Raw genomic sequence first — 22053 nt, forward strand, 5'->3', positions numbered from 1 at the left:
ATTGACTATGAGTAAAGTGATCGACTCGCTTGAAAAGGTACTCCTTCCTTTTGCAGTGAAAATAGGAAAGCAGCCGCATATTAATGCGATTAAAAATGGATTTATTAAACTCATGCCGTTGACCCTCGCCGGGGCCATGTTTGTATTAATTAACAACGTTTTTCTGAGCTTCGGCGAAGGCTCTTTCTTTTACTCCATGGGCATTCGCCTGGATGCCTCTACCATTGAAACCTTAAACGGTTTTAAGGCTATCGGCGGCAACGTCTATAACGGCACCCTCGGCATTATGTCGCTGATGGCGCCATTCTTTATCGGCTCCGCGCTGGCGGAAGAGCGCAAAGTCGACCCGATGGCCGCTGGCCTGCTGGCGGTAGCGGCCTTCATGACCGTGACCCCGTACAGCGTGGGCGAAGCCTATGCCGTCGGCGCCAACTGGCTGGGCGGGCAGAACATCATCTCGGGGATGATTATCGGTCTGGTTGTCGCGGAGCTGTTCACCTTCGTGATCCGTCGCAACTGGGTGATCAGACTGCCGGACAGCGTGCCGGGATCGGTATCGCGCTCTTTCTCCGCGCTGATCCCTGGCTTCTTGATCCTCTCCATCTTCGGCATTATCTCGTGGGCCCTGTCGAGCTACGGCAGCAACTTCCACCAGATCATCATGGACTCCATCTCTACGCCGCTGGCGGCGATGGGCAGCGTGGTCGGCTGGGCATACGTCATCTTTAACTCCCTGCTGTGGTTCTTCGGGGTGCACGGTTCGCTGGCGCTGACTGCGCTGGATAACGGCATCATGACGCCGTGGGCGCTGGAAAACATCGCCCTGTACAACCAGTACGGATCGGTTGATGCGGCGATCGAAGCGGGTAAACAGTTCCACTTCTGGGCCAAGCCGATGCTCGACTCCTACATCCTGCTGGGTGGCTCCGGGGCGACGCTGGGTCTGATTATCGCCATCTTTATCGCTTCCCGCCGCGCTGACCATCGTCAGGTCGCGAAGCTGGCGCTGCCGTCAGGCATCTTCCAGATTAACGAACCGATTCTTTTTGGCCTGCCGATCATCATGAACCCGGTGATGTTCATCCCGTTCGTGCTGGTCCAGCCGATTCTGGCGGCCATTACTCTCGCGGCCTACAGCCTGGGGATTATCCCACCGGTGACCAACCTGGCGCCGTGGACCATGCCAACTGGCCTGGGGGCGTTCTTTAACAGTAACGGCAGTGTCGCCGCTCTGCTGGTCGCCCTGTTCAACCTTGGCGTCTCCACCCTGGTCTACCTGCCGTTTGTGGTGCTGTCGAATAAAGCGCAGACCGTTATCGAGCAGGAAGAGAGCGAAGAAGACATCGCCAACGCACTGAAATTCTGATACCGCGCGGTACGGGCAACGTCCCGTACCGCCTGAGAAATGAGGGAAATATTATGTTTGATCTGGACAACATCGACGCGGTAGAGACCCCGGAAAACGACCTCGAAGAGGTGGTGATGGGGCTGATTATCAACTCCGGCCAAGCGCGTAGTCTGGCCTATGCCGCGCTGAAGCAGGCCAAGCAGGGGGATTTTGCCGCGGCGAAAACGATGATGGAGCAGTCGCGTCAGGCGCTGAGCGAGGCGCATCGGGTGCAGACCCAGCTTATCGAAAGCGACGAGGGCGAGGGGAAAATGAAGGTCAGCCTGGTGCTGGTGCATGCTCAGGATCACCTGATGACCTCCATGCTGGCCCGCGAGCTGGTAGCGGAATTGATTGAGCTGCACGAGAAGGTACAATAGGCCATCGCGACGATGAGGCAGCCCAGGATGATGACCACCGAGATCAGTACCGCCAGAGAACAGCAGTTGTTCAACGGGAAGAACTTTCATGTGGTCATCTATAACAAAACGGAAAGCGTGAGCGGGCTCCACCAGCATGATTACTACGAATTTACCGTCGTATTAACCGGGCGCTATTACCAGGAGATCAATGGTAAACGGGTGCTGCTGGAGCGCGGGGATTTTGTCTTTATCCCGATGGGTTCGCACCACCAGAGCTTCTATGAATTTGGTGCGACGCGCATCCTTAACGTCGGCATCAGCAGGCGCTTCTTTGAGAAACATTATCTGCCGCTGCTGCCGTTTGGCCTGGTGGCGTCGCAGGTCTACGCCGTGCAGAGCGCTTTTCTCGGCTACATTGAGTCGGTCATCGCCTCACTCAATTTTCGCGAAACGGAATTTGACGAATTTATCGAGCTGGTCTCCTTTTATGTCATTAACCGTTTACGTCACTATCGCGAAGAGCCGGTTGCAGACGTCGTCCCGCAATGGTTAAAAAATACCGTTGAGGCTATGCACGATAAACTGGAGTTTGGCGAGAGCGCCCTCGAGAATATGGTTCGGTTATCGGGAAAAACGCAGGAATATTTAACCCGGGCGACCCAGCGATATTATGGTAAAACGCCGATGCAGATAATTAACGATATCCGTATCAATTTTGCCAAAAAGCAGCTGGAAATTACCAACTATTCGGTGACGGATATTGCCTATGAATCAGGGTACAGCAGCCCGAGCCTGTTTATTAAAACCTTTAAAAAGCTGACCTCGTTTACACCGAGTAGTTATCGCAAACATTTGACCAGTATTAATTAAGCCCAGGCGGTATTAGTCGCCAGGCTTACACCATAACTAATTTAAGTTAACTGTCCGCATTTATGCGGAGAGCGGCCTGCGTCTACACGCAGCGTCTAAGGGAGAAAAAGATGAGCCAGAAATTAAAAGTCGTCACTATTGGCGGCGGTAGCAGCTATACCCCGGAATTACTGGAAGGTTTCCTGAAACGTTATCATGAACTGCCGGTGACAGAGCTGTGGCTGGTGGATGTGGAAGAGGGCCAGGAGAAGCTCGATATTATCCATGCGCTGTGCGAGCGGATGGTGGAAAAAGCCGGCGTGCCGATGAAGGTTTATAAAACGCTGGACCGCCGCGAGGCGCTGCAGGGCGCGGATTTCGTCACTACCCAGCTGCGCGTGGGCCAGCTGAAGGCGCGGGAAAAAGATGAGCGCATCCCGCTGAGCCACGGTTATCTTGGCCAGGAGACCAACGGGGCGGGCGGGCTGTTTAAGGGGCTGCGCACCATCCCGGTGATTTTCGACATCGTGAAAGATGTGCAGGAAATCTGCCCGGACGCGTGGATCATCAACTTCACCAACCCGGCGGGCATGGTCACCGAGGCGGTCTATCGTCACACCAGTTTCAAACGCTTTATCGGGGTGTGCAACATTCCCATCGGCATGAAGATGTTCATCACCGACGTGCTGCAGCTCAGCCCGAGCGATGAGCTGAACATCGATCTGTTCGGTCTGAACCACCTGGTGTTCGTCCGCGACGTGCTGGTTAACGGCGTCTCGCGCTTCGATGAACTGCTGGACGGCGTCGCCTCCGGCCGCCTGACCGCGAACTCGGTAAAAAATATCTTCGACCTGCCGTTTAGCGAAGGGCTGATCCGCTCCCTGCGCCTGATCCCATGCTCCTATCTGCTCTACTACTTTAAGCCAAAAGAGATGCTGGCGATTGAGATGGGCGAGTACTATAAGGGCGGCGCGCGCGCCCAGGTGGTGCAGAAAGTAGAGAAGCAGCTGTTTGAGCTGTATAAAAATCCGGATCTCAAGGTCAAGCCGAAGGAGCTGGAGCAGCGCGGGGGTGCCTATTACTCCGATGCCGCATGCGAAGTGATCAACGCTATCTATAACGATAAGCAGACTGAGCACTATGTGAATATCCCGCATCATGGCCATATCGATAATATCCCGGCGGACTGGGCGGTCGAGATGAGCTGCACCTTAGGTCGCGATGGCGCGAAGCCGACGCCGCGCATCACCCATTTCGACGAGAAGGTGCTGGGGCTTATCTATACCATCAAAGGGTTTGAAGTGGCGGCCAGCCAGGCGGCGATCAGCGGCGAGCTGAACGACGTGCTGCTGGCGCTGAACTTAAGCCCGCTGATCCATTCCGATCGTGACGCCGAGCAGCTGGCGCGGGAGATGATTCTGGCCCATGAAAAATGGCTGCCGAACTTTGCGGCGACGATCGAAAAACTGAAAGCGTAACGGGAGCGGCTAATGGAACGCGTATTGATCGTCAATGCCGACGACTTCGGCCTCAGTAAAGGGCAGAACTACGGCATTATCGAGGCCTGCCGCAACGGCGTGGTGACATCAACTACGGCGCTGGTCAACGGTGCGGCTATTGACCACGCCGCCCAGCTGAGCCGCAGTACGCCGGAGCTGGCGGTCGGGATGCACTTTGTGCTGACGCTGGGCGAACCGCTGTCGGCCATGCCGGGGTTAACCCGCGACGGCCGGCTGGGCAAATGGATCTGGCAGCAGGCGGAAGAAGATAACCTGCCGCTGGAGGAGATTGCCCATGAGCTGGCGTGTCAGTACCGTCGTTTTATCGAACTCTTCGGTCATGAGCCGACGCATCTCGACAGTCATCACCATGTGCATATGATCGCTCCGATCTACCCCATCGTCGCGGCTTTTGCCCGCGACAAGGGCATCGCGTTGCGCATTGATCGCCAGGTGGCGGCGCAGAGCGGTCTCGATCAGCAGGCGGCGCGCAGCAGCGCAGGCTTCAGCAGCGAGTTTTACGGGGAAGCCGTCTCTGAGGCGCTGTTCCTGCAGACGCTGGACGCCTCAATCGCCCGCGAGGAGCGCTCTCTGGAGGTGATGTGTCATCCGGCCTTTGTCGACCAGACCATCATGGGCAGCGCCTACTGCTATCCGCGGCTGGGCGAGCTTGATGTGCTGACGTCCGCCTCGCTGAAAGCGGCGGTGGCCGACCGGGGTTATCGCCTGGGAACCTACCGCGACGTGTAAACCCGACGGGGAAAGGAAAGTGAGTCAAGCCCGGCACACCGTGCCGGGCTTTTTGCTACGCCGGAATAGCGGCGATTTTCGGGCTTCTCGACCATACCCGGTGGGCCGTCATCAGGGCGAGCAGTTTATCTGCCGCCGGCGTGTCAAGAGCATCGGTGACGATGACGCCCTCTTCGCCCTGGGCCGGGACCTGCAGAACCGACGTTAACTGCCGCGCATCGCCTGCCAGCAGGATCGGCTTCAGATGCTTATAGGCCTCCAGCAGGTAGTAGCGCGCGTCGCCGCTCTGGCTCAGGGCGCTGAGATCGCCGCCGGGCACCACCACGGCATCCACCGTCAGCGACGGGGAGCCGGCGAAGGTGCCGGCGATCGGCAGGGGAGAGCCATCGTCGGCGACGACTTCCCCCATCCGCGAATAGAGCAGTTTACTGTGCACGCCCCGGGCCTGTAGCGCCTGCAGGAGATGGACCAGATCCTGCGCCGAGGTACGCTCATTGAGCAGCACCGCCACCACACGACCTTTCACATCCCCTTCGGCATCCGCGTAGAGGCTGAGGGTGGGATCTTTCTCCACGCCGTTGACCGGGGAGGGCAGAGTGAGGCTGCGCTGCTCATCGCTCAGTTCGATACCTAAATTCGCCCCGACCGTTTCCGCCAGCCGGGTATCAATATGGGCCAGGTGATCGACCACCCGCTCGCGGATCCAGGTGCGGACCACTTTGCTAAGCTCGAAGCTGAAGCCATCGATAATATGCTGCTGCTCAATCGGCGTCTGGCTCAGCCAGAACAGACGCGGCTGGGCGTAATATTCGCCGAATGACGGGCTGCGCTGACGGATCTTCTCGCCGTCGACGCGCTCGGCGAGGGACTCAAAACCGCCGCGTTTGGCGGCTGGCGGCGTCTCGCGCGGCCAGTTATCGTTGATCGAGTTGGGTTCGTAGTTGGCCGGGTTGGTGTCAATCTCCATCCGGTGCATACCGTCGCGCTGGAAGTTGTGGTACGGGCAGGTCGGCCGGTTGATCGGGATTTCATGGAAATTCGGTCCGCCGAGGCGGCTTATCTGGGTATCGGTGTAGGAGAAGAGGCGCCCCTGCAGCAGCGGATCGTTGCTGAAATCGATGCCCGGGACGATATGCCCGGGATGGAAGGCCGCCTGTTCGTTTTCGGCAAAGAAGTTGTCCGGGTTGCGGTTGAGGACCATTTTGCCGACCCGTTGCACCGGCACCAGCGCCTCGGGGATCAGCTTGGTGGGATCGAGCAGGTCGAAGTCAAAATCAAATTCATTCTCTTCGGGGATCAACTGCAGGCCGAGCTCAAATTCCGGGTAGTCCCCGGCTTCAATGGCCTCCCACAGGTCGCGGCGATGAAAATCGGGGTCGCGGCCGGTCAGCTTCTGCGCTTCATCCCATACCAGCGACGCCTTGCCGGCGACCGGTTTCCAGTGGAAGCGAACAAAGGTGGCTTTGCCCTCGGCATTGATCAGGCGGAAGGTGTGGATGCCAAAGCCTTCCATGGTGCGATAGCTGCGCGGGATGCCGCGATCGGACATCGCCCACATCACGTTGTGCAGCGTTTCCGGCTGCAGGGAAACATAGTCCCAGAACGTATCGTGAGCGCTTTGTCCCTGGGGGATGGCCCAGTGGGGCTCAGGCTTCACGGCGTGGACAAAGTCGGGAAACTTCAGCGCGTCCTGGATAAAGAAAACCGGGGTGTTGTTGCCGACGAGGTCAAAAATCCCCTCGTCGGTGTAAAACTTGGTGGCGAAGCCGCGAATATCGCGAACGGTGTCCGCCGACCCCGCGCCGCCCTGCACGGTGGAGAAGCGCACAAAGACCGGGGTGATTTTATCGGCTGCCGAGAGAAAATCGGCTTTGGTCAAGGCTGTCAGGCTTTTGTAGGGCTGGAAGTAGCCGTGGGCTGCTGAGCCGCGGGCATGAACGATACGCTCCGGAATTCGCTCGTGGTCGAAGTGGGTGATCTTCTCCCGCAGAATGAAATCTTCCAGCAGCGTTGGGCCGCGGGTACCGGCGCGCAGCGAGTTCTGATCGTCGGCAATGCGCACGCCCTGGTTAGTGGTCAGCGGATAGTCTTCTCCGCCTTTGCGCTGTGGCTCCAGGGCATCGAGTTTTTTGCTGTGGGTATCAGGCGTTTTCAGGCTGCCAGGGGCGGTCGGTTCAGCGCCAGGGGCGGTGGGTTTCGGCGTGGGGCGCCACTCCCGGTCATCCGGCGCCAGCGAGTCGAGACCCGGCTGCGCTTCCTCGCTGCCGTGGACCGGTGCCTGCTGGTGGTGAGGGTTTGGGTGCTTATCAGACATTGCTCGTCTCCTGCTTTCATTGCTAAAAGTGGTCGTTGATAAACCAAAACCCTTCTAACTATAGAACATTACGCTGCCTGCGCCCGGCAAGGGGGCAGGGAGTTATCCTAAAATGCGCATCGGCGGCAGGGGGGCGACGAACGGGGCCACGATCGGCTATGATAGAGGTTTCTGTTTCCCGCTTTGCTTAGTGAATCCATTTGTTATGAAACCATTGCGCCAACAAAATCGCCCTGTCATTAGCTACGTGCCGCGCGTGGAGCCTGCGCCCCCGGAACATGCCGTGAAAATGGACCATTTTCGCGATGTCTGGATTTTGCGCGGGAAGTATGTCGCCTTTCTGCTGATGGGAGAGCATTTTCGCCGTTCACCGGCGTTCAGCGTGCCGGAGTCGGCGCAGCGCTGGGCTAACCAGGTGCGTCAGGAAGGAGAGATTGAAGCCTGAGTCTGCTGCAGAAATAAAAAAACCGCTGATTATCAGCGGTTTTTTTGTGCTTACCGTTTAGCGATGCGCCAGTTCGGCTTCTTCTTCGCTATCGAAAATCGACTTGTCGGTCTGGCGCAGCCACTGGCTGGTCAGCGTCCCGGCGGTCATGGAGCCGTTAACGTTCAGCGCGGTACGTCCCATATCGATCAGCGGCTCGACGGAGATCAGCAGCGCCACGAGGGTCACCGGCAGGCCCATCGCCGGCAGGACGATCAGCGCGGCGAAGGTGGCCCCGCCGCCCACTCCGGCGACGCCCGCCGAGCTGACGGTGACGATGCCCACGAGGGTGGCAATCCACATCGGATCCAGCGGGTTGATGCCTACGGTCGGTGCGACCATCACCGCCAGCATGGCCGGGTAGATACCGGCGCAGCCGTTCTGACCAATGGTGGCGCCAAAGGAGGCGGAGAAGCTGGCAATCGACTCCGGTACGCCGAGACGACGGGTCTGCGCTTCCACGTTCAGCGGAATGGAGGCGGCGCTGGAGCGGCTGGTGAAGGCGAAGGTGATCACCGGCCAGACTTTACGGAAATACTTCAGCGGGCTGACGCCGTTAATCGCCAGCAGCAGGCCGTGGACGATAAACATGATGCCCAGCGCGATGTACGAGGCCACCACGAAGCCGCCAAGCTTGATGATATCCTGCAGATTCGACCCGGCAACCACTTTGGTCATCAGCGCCAGAACGCCGTAAGGGGTCAGCTGCATCACCAGACGAACCAGCTTCATCACCCAGCCCTGCAGGGTATCAATGGCGGTCAGGACGCGCTGGCCTTTTTCCACATCCTCTTTCAGCAGCTTCAGGGCTGCGACGCCGAGGAACGCCGAGAAAATGACGATGCTGATGATCGAGGTCGGGTTAGCCCCGGTCAGGTCAGCAAACGGGTTCTTCGGCACGAAGGAGAGGATCAGCTGCGGGACGCTGAGATCGGCCACTTTACCCACATAGTTGCTCTGAATGGCGTTCAGACGGGCGGTCTCCGCGCTGCCCTGGACCAGTCCCTCGGCGGTGAGGCCGAACATGTTAGTCACCAGCACGCCAACCAGAGCGGCGATCAGGGTGGTGAACAACAGAGTCCCGATGCTCAGGAAGCTGATTTTCCCCAGCTGCGAGGCATTGTGCAGGCGGGCGACCGCGCTAAGGATTGACGCGAAGACCAGCGGCATAACGATCATTTGCAGCAGCTGGACATAACCGTTGCCGACGATATTAAACCACTGGATGGAATCCTTCAGCACCTGGCTGTCAGACCCGTAGATCAGCTGTAGCGCCAGACCGAAGATCACGCCAATCGCCAGGCCGACCAGGACCTTCCTGGCCAGGCTCCACTGTTTATGGCGCGTTTGCCCCAGCGCAAACAACAATACGGCGAACACGACTACGTTCGCTATTAATGGAAAGTTCATCCCCGTTCTCCTGATATTTTTATAACCTGGGCTGGTGGATAACCAGCTCTTATGACCGCAAGGTTAGCAGAAGGCGTTATCAAGGACTTATATTCAAATGGAATGGGTTATAACCAAAAGGTGTTTTCTGCCGGTTTATCGCCCACTCTGGTGACTTATGAAGCGATTGAAGGTGATCTGCAGGGAATTAATCACCCCGGAAGACCAGCGTATCGCGGTGTTGTCCGCCAGCGTCTGCGGCATCCAGACGGCATAGACGAACAGCGCCATGCATAAGGCGCGCTCCAGCTGGTTGCCTTTGCGCGGCGCAAGGATCGGTAGCCGAAAGCGCCAGCGGCAGGGCCACAGCAGCGGCACCCCGGCTGGGGTGAGCATATCGGCAAGGATGTGGCTGAGATAGCCCAGCACCAGGCCCTGGAGGGCGTCCGCCGGGACAATCCAGCTGTCAGGCACCTTGAGGTAGAATAGCGTCAGCGCACCAAACACCGCCAGCAGGCTGTGGGTGAAGCCGCGGTGGCCAAAGGCCCGCGCCACGGGCTTTGAGATCCAGCTCAGCCGCTGGCCAAGAAACGACTTTGGGTGATCGATGTCCGGCAGCAGGCAGGTCAAGACCGCGGAGGGCACAATATGCCACCAGTCGCCCTGCGCCAGCACCGGCGTTAACTCTGCGTTTTTGGCAAATACTGCGCAGGCGATTGAAAAGAAGAGATGGCCTTCCGCCGTCATGATAACACACCCTAAACTGTCGATTCATACAGTATAGGGTTTTTATACAGTGTACGGAAGAGGTGACGGTGTAACTCTTTGTCACAAATTCTCAGCGCGCCAGCCATCCGCCGTCGACGGCCAGGGTATAGCCGTGAATATAGTCGGCGGCGGACGAGGCGAGAAACACCACCGGCCCCTGCAGGTCATCTGGCACACCCCAGCGACCGGCGGGGATACGCTCAAGGATTGCCTGGTTGCGCTCCTCATCTTCGCGCAGCGCCTGGGTGTTATTGGTGGCCATATACCCGGGCGCAATGGCGTTGACGTTGATACCCTGACCAGCCCATTCGTTAGCCAGCAGGCGGGTCAGCCCCAGCACGCCGCTTTTCGAGGCGGTATAGGAGGGGACGCGGATCCCGCCCTGAAACGAGAGCATCGAGGCGATGTTAACGATTTTCCCGCCTTCACCCTGGCGAATGAACTGCCTGGCGACCGCCTGGCAGAGGAAAAAAACTGCTTTCAGATTCAGATCGATCACCGCATCCCAGTCACTTTCCGTGAAGGTCAGGGCATCATGGCGGCGGATAATCCCGGCGTTGTTGACCAGAATATCGACCCGGCCCATCGCCGCCACCGCCTGGTCGACCAAAACGGTCATATCATCCTGTTGGCTGAGATCCGCCTGAATGGCATGAAAGCGGCGGCCCAGCGCCTGAACCTGCGCGGCCGTGTCGTGGGGAATTTTGCGGTTGATGCCGACGATATCGCATCCGGCCTGCGCCAGGCCCAGCGTCATTCCCTGTCCCAGGCCGGTATCGCAACCGGTCACGATGGCGACCTTACCCGTCAGGTCGAAGGCGTTCAGTACCATATTCACCTCTGTGTGCTGATCTTCAGGCGTAAGATAACGCCACCTGTACCCAGCATAGAGGCAAGAAAATAAAATTACAATTAAAATGAAACGATGTTTTGATTTTCTTTGCTGGCGGGTGGCGGCGATCGCGTCACCCGCCAGCGGTCTTACCCGAGCAGCGCCTCGACGGTCAGGGCCTGCAGTGACGGCAGCTTGACGTCCGCCAGCACGAAGCGCGGGTCGCGGCTGTTCTCTGCTTCCGGCACGACGATAGCGCGCATGCGCGCAGCTTTGCTGGCGATCATGCCGTTGACCGAGTCCTCCAGCGCGACACAGCGCTGTGGGTCGACCCCGAGGGCGGCGGCGCAGTTGAGATACACCTGCGGGTGCGGTTTGCTCCAGGGCAGATGCTCAGCCGAGGCGAGGGCATCAAACTGGTCGCGCAGCTCGAACATATTGAGCACTTTCTCCAGCATCACCAGCGGCGAGGCTGAGGCCAGCCCTACCTTCAACCCCTGGGCTTTGCACAGGGCCACCGCCTCGCGCACCCCCGGCAGCAGCGGACGTGAGGCTTCCACCAGTTCGATGGCGCGACGGATAATGCGCGCGGTGGCTTCTGCGCGGTCAACGCCGCGCCACGGCTGCTGCGCGTACCACAGATCCACCACCAGGTCGATTCGCAGACCCAGCAGGTCGGGCAGTTCATCGCGGCGGCGGGTATCCACCCCCAGGCTCTCCATGACCTCGACCTCCGCCTGATCCCAAAGCGGCTCAGAGTCAATCAGCAACCCGTCCATATCAAAAATCGCAGCCTCAATGCGGCGCTTCGCTGACATATGTCCTTCTCCTGTTGCGTAATCAGATAAACGAATCGGCATTCATGGTATATCATACCGCGCGTTATTGGGCGAAATTCGCCGTGGAAGATAGACTTATACCCGACACATTCGGGTAAGCGAGGGGCGCCTGCGCCACGCAACGGGCGGCAGGCGAACCACTAACGCGTCTTTAACAAGGGGAACTCATGACGTACCAACAAGCTGGACGCATTGCGGTCATCAAACGTATTTTGGGATGGGTCATCTTTATTCCCGCCGTGCTGTCGACGCTGATTTCTGTCCTCAAATTTATGTATGAGCACAGTGAAAAGAAACCCGGCATTGACGCGGTAATGATGGATTTTGCGCACGTCATGATTGAGATGATGCGCTTTAACACGCCGTTCCTGAACTTTTTCTGGTACAACTCACCGCTGCCGGATTTTCACCATAGCCTGAACATCGGCTTCTGGATTATCTTCATTCTGGTGTTCGTCGGCATGGCGCTGCAGGCCTCCGGCGCGCGGATGGCGCGGCAGGCGAAATTTCTCCGCGAGGGGATTGAGGATCAGCTGATCCTCGAGCAGGCGAAAGGCGCGGAAGGGTTAACTCGCGAGCAGCTCGCCGAACGCATTGTGGTGCCGCGACATACGATCCTGGTGCAGTATTTCCCGCTGTACGTGCTGCCGGTGATGGTGATTGTTATCGGCTACTTCTTCTTCTCGCTGCTGGGCTTTCTCTAAGCCAGGTGCCCGGTTAGCCGGGCGCCATCTTATTCCGCTGGCAGAGGGCGGGGTTTACCCTGATTATCGACGGCAACGTAGATAAACAGCGCTTCCGTCGCCTTGTAGCGCTGGCCAATCGGTTCTGAAGAGACTTTTTTCACCCACACTTCGATGTTAATGGTCACTGAGGTATTGCCGCGCTTCACGCAGCGGGCATAGCAGCACACCACGTCGCCTACGGCCACCGGGCGTAAAAAGGTCATCCCATCCACGCGCACGGTCACCACGCGACCCTGGGCGATCTCTTTGGCCATAATGGCGCCGCCGATATCCATCTGCGACATCAGCCAGCCGCCAAAAATGTCCCCGTTGGCATTGGTATCTGCCGGCATTGCCAGGGTGCGTAAAACCATTTCGCCCTTCGGGGCGAGATCTGTTGTTGTCATGCTCTACTCTGTTGTGGTCAAAGACGATCAGCGGGATGCTACTATGAAAACGGCGTAGAGAGAATAGGGCTGGCGCCCGCGGAGGCGGGCGCAGTGGTTCAGAAAGAGAGGGTCACTCCGGCGTAATACGCGCGTCCAGGCTCATTGTAGGTCGAGGCGCCGGCATTTTCGCGATACAGTTGCTTATCAAAGAGGTTACTTATGCCGGCATTCAGGCGAATATCCCGGTTGAGCTGATACTGGGTGCCGATCCCCACGATGGAATAGGCGCCAACCTCGGTGGTAGCAAGGGTTCCGGTTTCGTTGCGGATCTCTGCATACTGACGCGGCTTCTGACGGCCATAAAGCGTCCAGTTGACATTCGCAGACAGGGCGTCGTTTACCTGCCAGTCGAGCATCGTGTTAACGGTATATTTCGGGATAACCGACAGCGGGTTGCCTGTCTCTTTACTTTCAGATTTGAACATCCAGGTGGCATTGGTCCGCCAGCTTAGGATATCAGCCAGCACCGGGATCAGCATATTGCCTTCCAGCCCCTCGACTACTGCTTTGCCGCCGTTCTGCCATTGCAGGATATTATTGCCGCTGGAGGTATAGCCCAGCACCTCGGTTCCGGAGACGATTTTGTTTTTGTAATCGTTGCGGAACCAGGTGACCCCGGCAGCGTAGCCATTAAGGTTAAATTCGATACCGATCTCTTTGTTAATACTGATTTCCGGGTCGAGGTCAGGGTTGCCCAGCAGATAGCAGCTGCCTTCGGCGATAGTGTTTGGACAACCGTTGCCGCGGGTGGAGAGCAGATAGCCTTCACTGGATTGATAGAGGTTAGGCGCTTTAAACACCCGCGCGATACCGGCCTTCAGCGTGAACATATCGCCCAGCGCCTGAGACAAATTGAGGCTTGGGCTCCAGTTGCTGCCAAACTGATTATGATAATCGAAACGAATGCCGGGGATCAGGTTGGTGCCGGGCACGGCTTCGATATTATCCTCCAGATAGATACCGGTGAGGGTGGCGCTGTTTTTGGTACGACGTTGCGCAGGGTCGCCGGAGGTCCCAGGGATAGTCTCCCCATTGCTGTTAGTGGCCTGCATCGATGCCGGGTCGTCGAGCTGATCATGGTTCCATTCCATGCCCAGCGTCAGCGTCTGATCCGCCAGCCAGAAGAAAGGCACATTGAATTCGGAGGTAGTACGCCAGGATTCCAGTCGGCTGGTGGCATAATCCTCACTGTTGATCATGCCTTCGACGCGGCCGGTGGAGCCTTCCTGCAGGCGGGTATTGTTGGTTTTCTCGTAGTAAACCCCCGCTTTGGACTGGCCCCAATCCCAAAGACCGTTGTAGGTCAATCCCCAGGACTGGCGATAGAGGCGATTCGTTTCGTGGCCGTACAGGGAATCCACCAGCCCGTTCGGGCTAAGATTGCCGTTGCTGTACTGGGTATCACCGGCATAGATATTCCCCTGACGGCTATAGGCGTAGCTGAAATCGAGAATTTGTTGCGGGGTCATTTTCCATGACAGCAGGGCGTTAATATCTTTATTGCGTACCCCTTCGCGTCCCGCAGCGTAGGAGCCGTTTTGCGCATGGTTAATATCCCAAGCGTCGGGTTCCGTTTTATTGATATTGCCATACAGGCGCATTGTCAGCGCTTCGCCGGCCAGTGGGCCGCTGAGATTGAAGTTAGCGCGATTAGTCGTGCCTTCCTTGTTGTTTTCCGGCTGATTGGTAAAAAAAGACAGGGAACCGTGCCAGTTGTTGGTCGGGCGTTTGGTAATAATGTTGACCACTCCGCCGGCCGCACCGGAACCATAACGCGCGGCTGCCGGGCCGCGGAGGACTTCAATTCGCTCGACCATCTCGGCAGGGACCCAGTTGCTGTCGCCCCGGGTATCGCGTTCGCCGCGCCAGCTATAGCGAACCGAGTTACGTGACGTGGCCGGTACCCCATCTATCAGGATCAGGGTGTTCTCCGGCCCCATGCCGCGGATATCAATCTGGCGGTTGTTGCCCCGACTACCGCTGGCGCTGTTGCCGGTCAAATTCACCCCGGGCATTTTACGGATGATGTCTGAGAGATCGTTGACCGGTGGCTGTTTTGCAATATCATCTGCCGTGATAATCGACACCCCGGGCTGTTGCTTGAGCGCCTCTTCCGCCGTACTGCGCACAATCATTGTTTCGGTATCTTGTTCTGACTCTTCTGCAAAGGCGTTAGGGGCAAGGAGACTGGATATGACCAGCGCCAGGGTCGTGGGGACATAATATTGCGGCGATCTCATGTAAATATCCTTTTCAAAACAATTCAAAATGAGATCGAGAATATTAATGATAACAATTATCATTACAATGTAACGAAATGAATCTCCATAAAATCCTCACAATTAGCGCAATTTTTTACGCTGCCGATTGAAATCGTGAAGGGAGCCTGCGCTGTGGGGCCGGGAAGCTGTCAGGTTACGCGCGGAGGTGGTGGCAGGGACGGTTGGCCAGCGCAGCAAGGGTACCCGGGGCGAGCGCGGCGCGCGGGTGGCGCGCCGGTGGAGGCGTTAGTGGTGGTCGTCCTGCGGCATATGACGGTAGATGTAGATCCCGCTCAGCAAGGTAAAGACCAGCGTGAGGGCAGTTAAACCGAAGACCTTAAAGTTAACCCAGATATTCTGCGGCAACCAGAAGGCGATATAGATATTAGCCAGTCCGCAGAGGATAAAAAACGCCGCCCAGGCCAGGTTAAGGCGCGACCAGACCTGCTGCGGCAGGGTCAGCTCTTTACCCAGCATGCGCTGGATAAGCGGCTTTTTCATCACCCACTGGCTGAACAGCAGCGCGCCGGCGAACAGCGCATAGATCACCGTCACCTTCCATTTAATGAACTCATCATTGTGGAAGAAGAGGGTTAATCCACCGAAGACGGCCACCAGCACGAAGGTGATCAGCGCCATTTTTTCGATTTTACGGTAGCGCACCCAGCTGTAGATCAGCACGATGGCGGTCGCCACAATCAGCGCCGTGGTGGCGGCGTAGATATCGTAAAGCTTATAGAAGGCGAAGAAGACCACCAGCGGTAAAAAATCCAGAAACTGCTTCATACATCGATCCCGTCTGTCAGGACGGACCGGGAAATTCCCCGGTCCAGGTTAAAATTAGCTACGGATAAGCATATACACGCGGAATAAATAGATCAGCAACAGGGCGGAAATCAGGTTGCTGAGGGTATTAATCACCACCGCGCCGACGTTTGGCGTCAGGGCGGCAAAGCTGGAAGCGAACAGCAGCAGCAGGGTTTTCGCCACCAGCCAACCGATAATGGCCGGCGCCACCAGCCGCAGATTGGCCCACGCCAGGCGCATGCTGCTGCGCATGGCGCCGAGGATGCCCATTTTGTCCTGCACCAGCATGATCGGCGCAAAGGCCAGCACAATGGCCAACAGGACGCCGGGCACCAGCACTAACATCATCCCCATCTGCACCAGGAAAGTGGTGAAGAGGATCAGCAGCAGCAGCTTTGGCAGCACCGGCGCCGAGGCGCCGATGGCGCGCAGGGCGCTGACACGATGACCGGCAGAGACCAGCTGGATAAGCAGCAGGACGCCGCCGGCGAGGATCGCATTGCCCACCAGACCCGAGAAGGTTGATGCCGCCGAGGCGCGCAGCAGAACCTGCTGCTGCTCCGGCGTCATATTCTGCACCAGTTCGAACAGGCCTGCGCTACCGGCGAGGTTGTCGCCTTCGCTGAGTATCGACAGCTGCTCGTCGCTGGGTGAAAAGGCATGGCCAAGTACTACCGTAATGAACGCGCACAACAGCGCAATCAGCAAAATGGTAATGAACTGATTACGAAAAAAATTCCCGGTGTCACGGTAGACGGACTTCGCCGTGATAGACATGCATTCTCCTTGAGTGTCGCAGGTGTTAACTAGCCGGCGATTGTACCGCAAATCCTTCCGTCGTAGCACTCTCTGCGCCGGTCAGGGCAGGTATATCTTTGTAAAGAGGCCGCAATGGCGGCAGCCCATAGCGCGCTCGCGCCCGGTTGCAGGCGTCGTTTTCCTCGCCGTTTTCCCCGGACATGGCGAATTCGCGACATGGCGAAGGACGGTTTTCATAGATAGTGCAGTGGACGGCGTCGCCGATCTCGCCCGATAGCGCCGCACAGCGGCTCTGACGTTGATTAGTGCCGCTCATACAGCGCAGGAAGGGGGTCAGCGGCTCGGTCAGCGCGGCGGGCACCAGGCCGCCCGCGTCGTCGGCTTCCGCCCAGTAGAAAGAGACTCGAAAATACGCACAACAGGCACCGCACGTCATGCACGGGTTGATTTCACTCATAATTACACCTGAAAAAAACGCATCAACACAGATTGTCGGCAGTTAACTTATCCAGCCGCCTCAGCGGCGGCAAGAGGGGCAGAAATAATTTTTTTTTGCGAAAAGTGAAAATTGATGTGCGAAGGATTTAGCGTATTGCGATCGGTATCAAAAATTAATCTGGATCAATAAATGTTAAATCTAAGGTTTTAGTGTGATCTAAAACAGATCAAACGTAACTCGTTATAGGTATATTTGGCCGCGCTGAAAAACCATAATGAGGAAGTGGATATGAAGAAGTTAGCAGCGGCGGCATTGATTCTAAGCACTCTTACTACCGGCAGCGTCTGGGCGCATGAAGCGGGTGAATTTTTCATTCGTGCCGGGACCGCCACCGTCCGACCGACGGAAGGCTCTGACAATGTGCTGGGCAGTCTGGGCAGTTTCAACGTCAGTAACAATACTCAGCTGGGTTTAACCTTTACCTATATGGCGACCGATAACATCGGCGTGGAACTGCTGGCGGCTACGCCGTTCCGCCATAAGGTTGGTACCGGGCCAACCGGCACCATCGCTACCGTGCATCAGTTGCCACCCACCCTGATGGCGCAGTGGTACTTTGGCGATGCGCAAAGCAAGGTGCGTCCGTACGTGGGGGCGGGGATTAACTACACCACCTTCTTTAATGAAGACTTTAACGATACCGGCAAGGCGGCCGGGCTTTCCGATCTGAGCCTGAAGGACTCCTGGGGCGCGGCAGGGCAGGTCGGCCTCGATTACCTGATTAACCGTGACTGGCTGCTGAATATGTCAGTGTGGTACATGGATATCGATACCGATGTGAAATTCAAAGCCGGCGGCGTGGACCAGAAAGTCAGCACCCGCCTGGATCCGTGGGTGTTTATGTTCTCCGCAGGCTATCGGTTCTAACGCCTGCTGCAAACTGGCCAGCGGACGGCCAGTCTGTTGCCTCCTCACCCCTCCCTGCGATAAACCTTCGCCTGCGGATCACACTTCAGTCCACTGGCGCAGCAGGTTGTGATACATATTGAGCAGAGAGAGGACCTCTTCCCGGTCGCCAAAGCGGGTTTTGAGAGACTGGATCGTGCGGTCCAGGTCGTAGAGCATCGCGCGCTGCTTATCGTCGCGGACCATCGACTGGATCCACAGGAAAGAGGCCTGGCGAACCCCGCCGGTGACCGGGGTGACGCAGTGCAGGCTACTGGCGGGATAGAGCACCAGATGTCCGGCCGGGAGCTTCACCCGGTGCTGGCCATAGGTATCTTCAATCACCAGTTCGCCCCCTTCATAGCTTTCCGGCTCGCAGAGGAACAGCGTCGCCGAGAGGTCGGTCCGCATCCAGCCCGCCTCGCCGTTCTGGCGCACCGCGCCATCGACATGAAAACCGTAGGTCTCTCCCGGCCCGTAGCGATTAAACAACGGCGCGGAAATTGTCCGCGGCAGCGCGGCGGAAAAAAACTGCGGATGGCCGCGCAGCGCGTCGAGTACGGCTGCCTGCAGACGGGCATACAGCGGCGTGCGGGTATCGATCTGCTGGTTTTGTTTGACGGTCGCCCCCTGGCTGCCGACGGTAACCCGCCCGTCAACCCATTCGGCCTGCGCCAGCAGGCGGCCATATTCAGCCACCTGGTCCGCCGTCAGCACGTCAGGAATGTGATACATCATTGCGGTGTTCTCTCAAAAAGGTGGGGCGCGATGGCCCCACGTACAGACTCAGAAATGGACATTCGCCGTCAACATAAAGGTACGGGGTTCGCCCGGATGATAGCGATAGCCACTCTTGTTGATGGAAGCCACGTAATCGGTATCAAACAGGTTGTACATATTGAGCTGCAGATCGAGATTGCTGTTGACCCGATAGCCCAGTTTGGCGTCGGCGACCCAATAGCCCTCGGTGTGATCCGGGGTACCCACCGCGCCATCGCTGCCCCGGCGCAGGCTTCCGACATAGCGCACACCGCCGCCGACGGACAGATCGCTGGTGGCCTGATACTGCGTCCACAGCGTAAAGGCATGTTTCGGGGTGTAGGCCAGCGCGGAAGAGCCATCCTGCGCCACATTCTGACCCTCTGTCACTGTGGCATGTTGCTGGGTGTAGCCGGCGATGATTGTCCAGTCCGGGGTCAGGTTCCCGGTTGCGGAGAGCTCATAGCCTTCCACGCGCTTTTTGCCGTACTGCGACCAGGTTCCGTCATCGTTGGCGGCCACTTCGTTTTCAATATCGGTGCGGAATAACGCCGCGCTGAGCAGCAGGCGCTTGTCGAGGATCTGCCACTTGGTGCCCAGTTCGCTGGATTTCGCTTTCTGCGGTTTAAAGTCGGTCCGGTTGGCGCTGTTGCCGCTACCGCTGGCAGCCAGCGCGAAGCTGCTGCCCCCCGGCGGTTGCTGCGAGATGGCATAGTTGACGTAGATATTGCCCTGCTCGGTTAAGCGATACAGCGCCCCGGCCTTCCAGTTAACCAGGTTACCGGATTTAGCGGTATCGACAGTGGTGACCGGGCTGCCGGTCGACTGTCCTGGCGGGCAGGCGACAGCCCCGCGTCCGCTGCCGCCGCAGGCGGTGGCGCTGTCATATTTGGTATGGTAACTGTCGAGACGCAGCCCACCGTTGACCTCAACCCGATCGGTCAGCGCCAGCGTATCAAAGGCATAGATACCGAAGGTATCGGTCTGGCCGTTGGCGTTCGCCCCGTTTCTGTCCAGCCCGCCAATCGACAGGCTGCTCACCGGATGATAGAGATTCACCGCCGGAGCGGTCAGGGCGTTGACGCCATAGTTAGTCTGGTTTTCCCGGGTAAACTCCACGCCGGCACTGACGTCATGGCCTATCGAACCGGTATTGAAGGTCGAAGTGATATTGGTCTGGTTGGTCAGAATGCGGTTGCTGACATCTTTGGTATTAACCAGACGTGACCAGCTCCAGGTATTGACGTCATTGATGTCGGGGGCGGTGATATTGCTCGCGCCGCCCATCACCGCGGTCAGGAGATACTCCTGCTTCACACGCGACCAGCGGGTGGTATTGCGCACGGTGGTATTGTCCGTCAGATCGTGTTCAAAGCGCAGGGTGCCGCTGTCGGTGGTGGATTTATCGTAATCGGAGTCGGTGCCATAGAAATTGCTGGTATCGACCTTACCGGCGGAATTGAGGGCGGCATACTTCGGCGAAGGCGCCGAATAGCCCGGCAGGCCGACGGTGGGGATCCCGCCATCCGGGGTGTTATTCTGCCGGACGTGGAGATAATTCAGATACAGACGGGTGGGCGTATCGAGGCCGAAGGCCAGGGACGGGGCAATGCCGTAGCGCTCGTTCTCAATCTTATCCCGGCCGGCGTCGTGGGTTTTTTCGCCCATCAGGTTGAGGCGAAACGCGGCGTTGTCGCCGAAGGCCTGGTTAAGGTCAAGGGTACCCCGACGCGACCAGGCGCTGCCGATCCTGGCGGATCCGTCGATCCCGGAGTCAAGGCGCGGCTGCTTGCTGATCATATTGATCGAGCCGGAAGGGGCGCTGCGGCCATAGTCCGTGCCGGCGGGCCCTTTGATGACTTCCACCTGCTGGGTATTGAAGGTATCCCGCGTCACGCTGCCGATATCGCGAATGCCGTCGACATAAATACTGTTGGAGGTGTCCACGCCGCGCATAAAGATGGCGTCCCCGGTGGTTGAGCTGCCATTCTCCCCGGCGTAAAACGCCCCGACGCCGGGGACGTTTTTGAGGGCGTCAGTCAGGTTGGTGACGCCCTGATCTTTAATGACCTGTTCGGGGATCACGGTGATGGTGCGAGTGGTATCCACCAGTGGTTTATTGAACTTGGGATCGGCGGAGGCTCCGGGAGAATAAAGCGAAGGCGGGGCGGCTTCCACCACCAGCGTCTCTTCATTATTTTTGACTGATTTTTCGGCTGCCATGCCGGTTGCCGGCGCGGCTCCCAGACACAGACCTGTAAACAATGCCAATGAGTTCAAACTGCCAAACGGCAGAGAAGCGTTTTTTTCCATGATAAATGCAGGCTTATTTTTTGTTATTCGCACATATCACGCCGCGCAAAAGCGACGTTATTCGTCGTCTGGCTTGCGCTGACCCGGCGTGATTCTATAAATGATAAAAAGAATAGTTATCATTCGCCTTAATATTTACACAGAAAAGTTGACGTTTAAACTGATTTCTTCACCACCGTTTACAAATTTCATAAATTTTGAACAAAAAAGGCGGATTAGCTCGGCGAAGGTGGCGGGACAAAGCGGTACATAGCGTGGTGACCCTGGGTCAATGACGCCGGGCGGGCGCCGGAGGACGCCCGGAGGCAGGCGTCCCGGCGGGCTTACCAGGGCACCGTGCGGCCCTGGTAATTCAGATACTCCAGTCCCGGGCGCCGCTGCTTGTCGAGCAGGACGTTCACCAGGCATGGGATGGTCTCTTCGATGGTCAGGGGGCGTCGGCCCCGCCGAGCTCGGTGCGGATCCATCCCGGAGCCATCACTACCAGCGGGTGGCAGGCCGAGGTGGGGCGAGCGGCGAAGCTGCGCATGAACATATTCAGCGCGGCTTTACTTACGCGGTAGAGCTCCCGCTGGCCGCCGAGATTGTTCGTCAGACTGCCCTGGCCGGAGGACATCACACCCAGCAGCCCCTGCGGCTTGACCGCCGGCTGCGGCAGCTGGTGCGTGAGGTGTGTTGTGAGTAAAAAAAAAGCCCGCACAAGTGCGGGCAAAAATACTGGAAGCAATGTGAGCAATGTCGTACTGAATACCTGAGTTATTTACTCAACTATTCAGTAATGAGAAAGATAATATTTCTCATTTAAGATATCAACCCCATCTTTTGTGCGGAAGCGATTTTTATCCAAGGGTAAAGACCGTGCGCTGCTGGATATCATCAGCGTGATGAACCAGCCGGTGCGCGATGAGCAGATCCTCCAGGCGGCCGGCGTCCAGCTGGAACAGATGCTGTTTCCGCTGCTGGTGGCGGTAGGGCGCCATGGCCCGGTGGGGGGGGAGCTGGCGGATCATTTAGGGCGCGATAACACCACCGTCAGTCGCCAGGTGAAGAAACTGGAAGCCCAGGGGCTCGCCTGTAAGCAACCGAACTAAATTCTCGCGTGTTGCCGCCCCGGCGCAACAAT

20 protein-coding genes and 2 pseudogenes are annotated in these 22053 nt (G+C 57.7%); 9 read left to right on the top strand and 13 right to left on the bottom strand.

Annotation, left to right across the window (positions count from 1 at the left end):
* Nucleotides 1-7 precede the first annotated feature (7 nt).
* The 5 genes from chbC (at nt 8) to chbG (ending at nt 4847) form a co-directional block, all read left to right on the top strand.
* Entirely contained in the window at nt 8-1366 is a 1359-nt protein-coding gene (gene chbC / locus GQR96_RS09955; RefSeq protein ID WP_004203823.1) for a PTS N,N'-diacetylchitobiose transporter subunit IIC, read from the top strand.
* Between the two features lie 53 nt (nt 1367-1419).
* The gene (gene chbA, locus GQR96_RS09960) at nt 1420-1767 is read left to right on the top strand and encodes a PTS N,N'-diacetylchitobiose transporter subunit IIA (protein WP_004203824.1); all 348 of its coding nucleotides are present in this window, start codon (nt 1420-1422) and stop codon (nt 1765-1767) included.
* A 27-nt stretch (nt 1768-1794) separates the two neighbouring features.
* Nucleotides 1795-2619: a transcriptional regulator ChbR gene (gene chbR / locus GQR96_RS09965; protein ID WP_004203825.1), complete on the top strand. Its 825-nt coding sequence runs from the start codon at nt 1795-1797 to the stop codon at nt 2617-2619.
* A 110-nt stretch (nt 2620-2729) separates the two neighbouring features.
* The gene (locus tag GQR96_RS09970; RefSeq protein ID WP_023289304.1) at nt 2730-4076 is read left to right on the top strand and encodes a 6-phospho-beta-glucosidase; all 1347 of its coding nucleotides are present in this window, start codon (nt 2730-2732) and stop codon (nt 4074-4076) included.
* A 12-nt stretch (nt 4077-4088) separates the two neighbouring features.
* Nucleotides 4089-4847, top strand: coding sequence for a chitin disaccharide deacetylase (chbG, locus tag GQR96_RS09975; RefSeq protein ID WP_017898664.1), 759 nt, complete (start codon nt 4089-4091; stop codon nt 4845-4847).
* Between the two features lie 55 nt (nt 4848-4902).
* Here chbG and katE read toward each other — a convergent pair whose 3' ends face one another.
* The gene (katE, locus tag GQR96_RS09980; protein WP_049002938.1) at nt 4903-7161 is read right to left on the bottom strand and encodes a catalase HPII; all 2259 of its coding nucleotides are present in this window, start codon (nt 7159-7161) and stop codon (nt 4903-4905) included.
* A gap of 190 nt (nt 7162-7351) precedes the next feature.
* On the opposite strand from katE, the gene cedA reads away from it, so the two are divergent.
* Nucleotides 7352-7606 carry a cell division activator CedA gene (cedA, locus tag GQR96_RS09985; protein WP_008807754.1) on the top strand — a complete coding sequence of 85 codons (255 nt, stop codon included), beginning with the start codon at nt 7352-7354 and terminating at the stop codon, nt 7604-7606.
* A gap of 57 nt (nt 7607-7663) precedes the next feature.
* Here the strand turns inward: cedA and GQR96_RS09990 are convergent, their stop codons facing one another.
* The 4 genes from GQR96_RS09990 to hxpB all read right to left on the bottom strand — a co-directional run bounded on the left by GQR96_RS09990 (nt 7664) and on the right by hxpB (nt 11452).
* Nucleotides 7664-9055 (bottom strand): L-cystine transporter, encoded by a 1392-nt coding sequence (locus GQR96_RS09990; protein WP_017898666.1) that lies wholly within the window; start codon nt 9053-9055, stop codon nt 7664-7666.
* A 135-nt stretch (nt 9056-9190) separates the two neighbouring features.
* The gene (locus GQR96_RS09995) at nt 9191-9781 is read right to left on the bottom strand and encodes a metal-dependent hydrolase (protein WP_032455865.1); all 591 of its coding nucleotides are present in this window, start codon (nt 9779-9781) and stop codon (nt 9191-9193) included.
* A 91-nt stretch (nt 9782-9872) separates the two neighbouring features.
* The gene (gene kduD, locus GQR96_RS10000; protein ID WP_032455866.1) at nt 9873-10634 is read right to left on the bottom strand and encodes a 2-dehydro-3-deoxy-D-gluconate 5-dehydrogenase KduD; all 762 of its coding nucleotides are present in this window, start codon (nt 10632-10634) and stop codon (nt 9873-9875) included.
* Nucleotides 10635-10783: 149 nt separating this feature from the next.
* Complete coding sequence (hxpB, locus tag GQR96_RS10005) at nt 10784-11452, bottom strand: hexitol phosphatase HxpB (protein WP_017898668.1); 669 nt, start codon at nt 11450-11452, stop codon at nt 10784-10786.
* Nucleotides 11453-11640: 188 nt separating this feature from the next.
* On the opposite strand from hxpB, the gene GQR96_RS10010 reads away from it, so the two are divergent.
* Nucleotides 11641-12177, top strand: a complete 537-nt coding sequence (locus tag GQR96_RS10010) for a YniB family protein (RefSeq protein ID WP_004203839.1) — start codon at nt 11641-11643, stop codon at nt 12175-12177.
* A gap of 29 nt (nt 12178-12206) precedes the next feature.
* Here the strand turns inward: GQR96_RS10010 and yciA are convergent, their stop codons facing one another.
* The 5 genes from yciA to GQR96_RS10035 form a co-directional block, all read right to left on the bottom strand.
* Nucleotides 12207-12605 carry an acyl-CoA thioester hydrolase YciA gene (gene yciA / locus GQR96_RS10015; RefSeq protein WP_002901629.1) on the bottom strand — a complete coding sequence of 133 codons (399 nt, stop codon included), beginning with the start codon at nt 12603-12605 and terminating at the stop codon, nt 12207-12209.
* 98 nt (nt 12606-12703) lie between these two features.
* Nucleotides 12704-14887 carry a TonB-dependent siderophore receptor gene (locus GQR96_RS10020; RefSeq protein ID WP_064183128.1) on the bottom strand — a complete coding sequence of 728 codons (2184 nt, stop codon included), beginning with the start codon at nt 14885-14887 and terminating at the stop codon, nt 12704-12706.
* Nucleotides 14888-15154: 267 nt separating this feature from the next.
* Nucleotides 15155-15694, bottom strand: coding sequence for a septation protein A (locus tag GQR96_RS10025; protein WP_004203842.1), 540 nt, complete (start codon nt 15692-15694; stop codon nt 15155-15157).
* 54 nt (nt 15695-15748) lie between these two features.
* Nucleotides 15749-16492 (bottom strand): YciC family protein, encoded by a 744-nt coding sequence (locus tag GQR96_RS10030; RefSeq protein ID WP_004203845.1) that lies wholly within the window; start codon nt 16490-16492, stop codon nt 15749-15751.
* Between the two features lie 25 nt (nt 16493-16517).
* Nucleotides 16518-16931, bottom strand: coding sequence for a YkgJ family cysteine cluster protein (locus tag GQR96_RS10035; protein ID WP_004203847.1), 414 nt, complete (start codon nt 16929-16931; stop codon nt 16518-16520).
* A 270-nt stretch (nt 16932-17201) separates the two neighbouring features.
* Here GQR96_RS10035 and ompW point away from each other — a divergent pair, with 270 nt between their 5' ends.
* Complete coding sequence (gene ompW / locus GQR96_RS10040; protein WP_004203849.1) at nt 17202-17840, top strand: outer membrane protein OmpW; 639 nt, start codon at nt 17202-17204, stop codon at nt 17838-17840.
* A gap of 78 nt (nt 17841-17918) precedes the next feature.
* On the opposite strand, the gene ybiX is transcribed toward ompW, so the two are convergent.
* From ybiX to GQR96_RS10055, 3 genes and pseudogenes are all read right to left on the bottom strand, one after another.
* Nucleotides 17919-18596 carry a PKHD-type hydroxylase YbiX gene (gene ybiX, locus GQR96_RS10045; protein ID WP_069135686.1) on the bottom strand — a complete coding sequence of 226 codons (678 nt, stop codon included), beginning with the start codon at nt 18594-18596 and terminating at the stop codon, nt 17919-17921.
* A gap of 48 nt (nt 18597-18644) precedes the next feature.
* A complete protein-coding gene (locus GQR96_RS10050) occupies nt 18645-20930 on the bottom strand; it encodes a catecholate siderophore receptor Fiu (RefSeq protein WP_069135685.1) in 2286 nt (761 codons plus the stop codon).
* A 323-nt stretch (nt 20931-21253) separates the two neighbouring features.
* Nucleotides 21254-21576 (bottom strand): annotated as a pseudogene (locus GQR96_RS10055) (short-chain dehydrogenase); the annotation flags it as partial.
* A gap of 178 nt (nt 21577-21754) precedes the next feature.
* Between GQR96_RS10055 and GQR96_RS10060 the strand changes: the two are divergent.
* A pseudogene (locus GQR96_RS10060) lies at nt 21755-22018 on the top strand (helix-turn-helix domain-containing protein); the annotation flags it as partial.
* Nucleotides 22019-22053: the final 35 nt, after the last annotated feature.

The sequence above is a fragment of the Klebsiella sp. PCX genome, from assembly GCF_021869705.1.
Taxonomy (GTDB): domain Bacteria; phylum Pseudomonadota; class Gammaproteobacteria; order Enterobacterales; family Enterobacteriaceae; genus Klebsiella; species Klebsiella quasipneumoniae.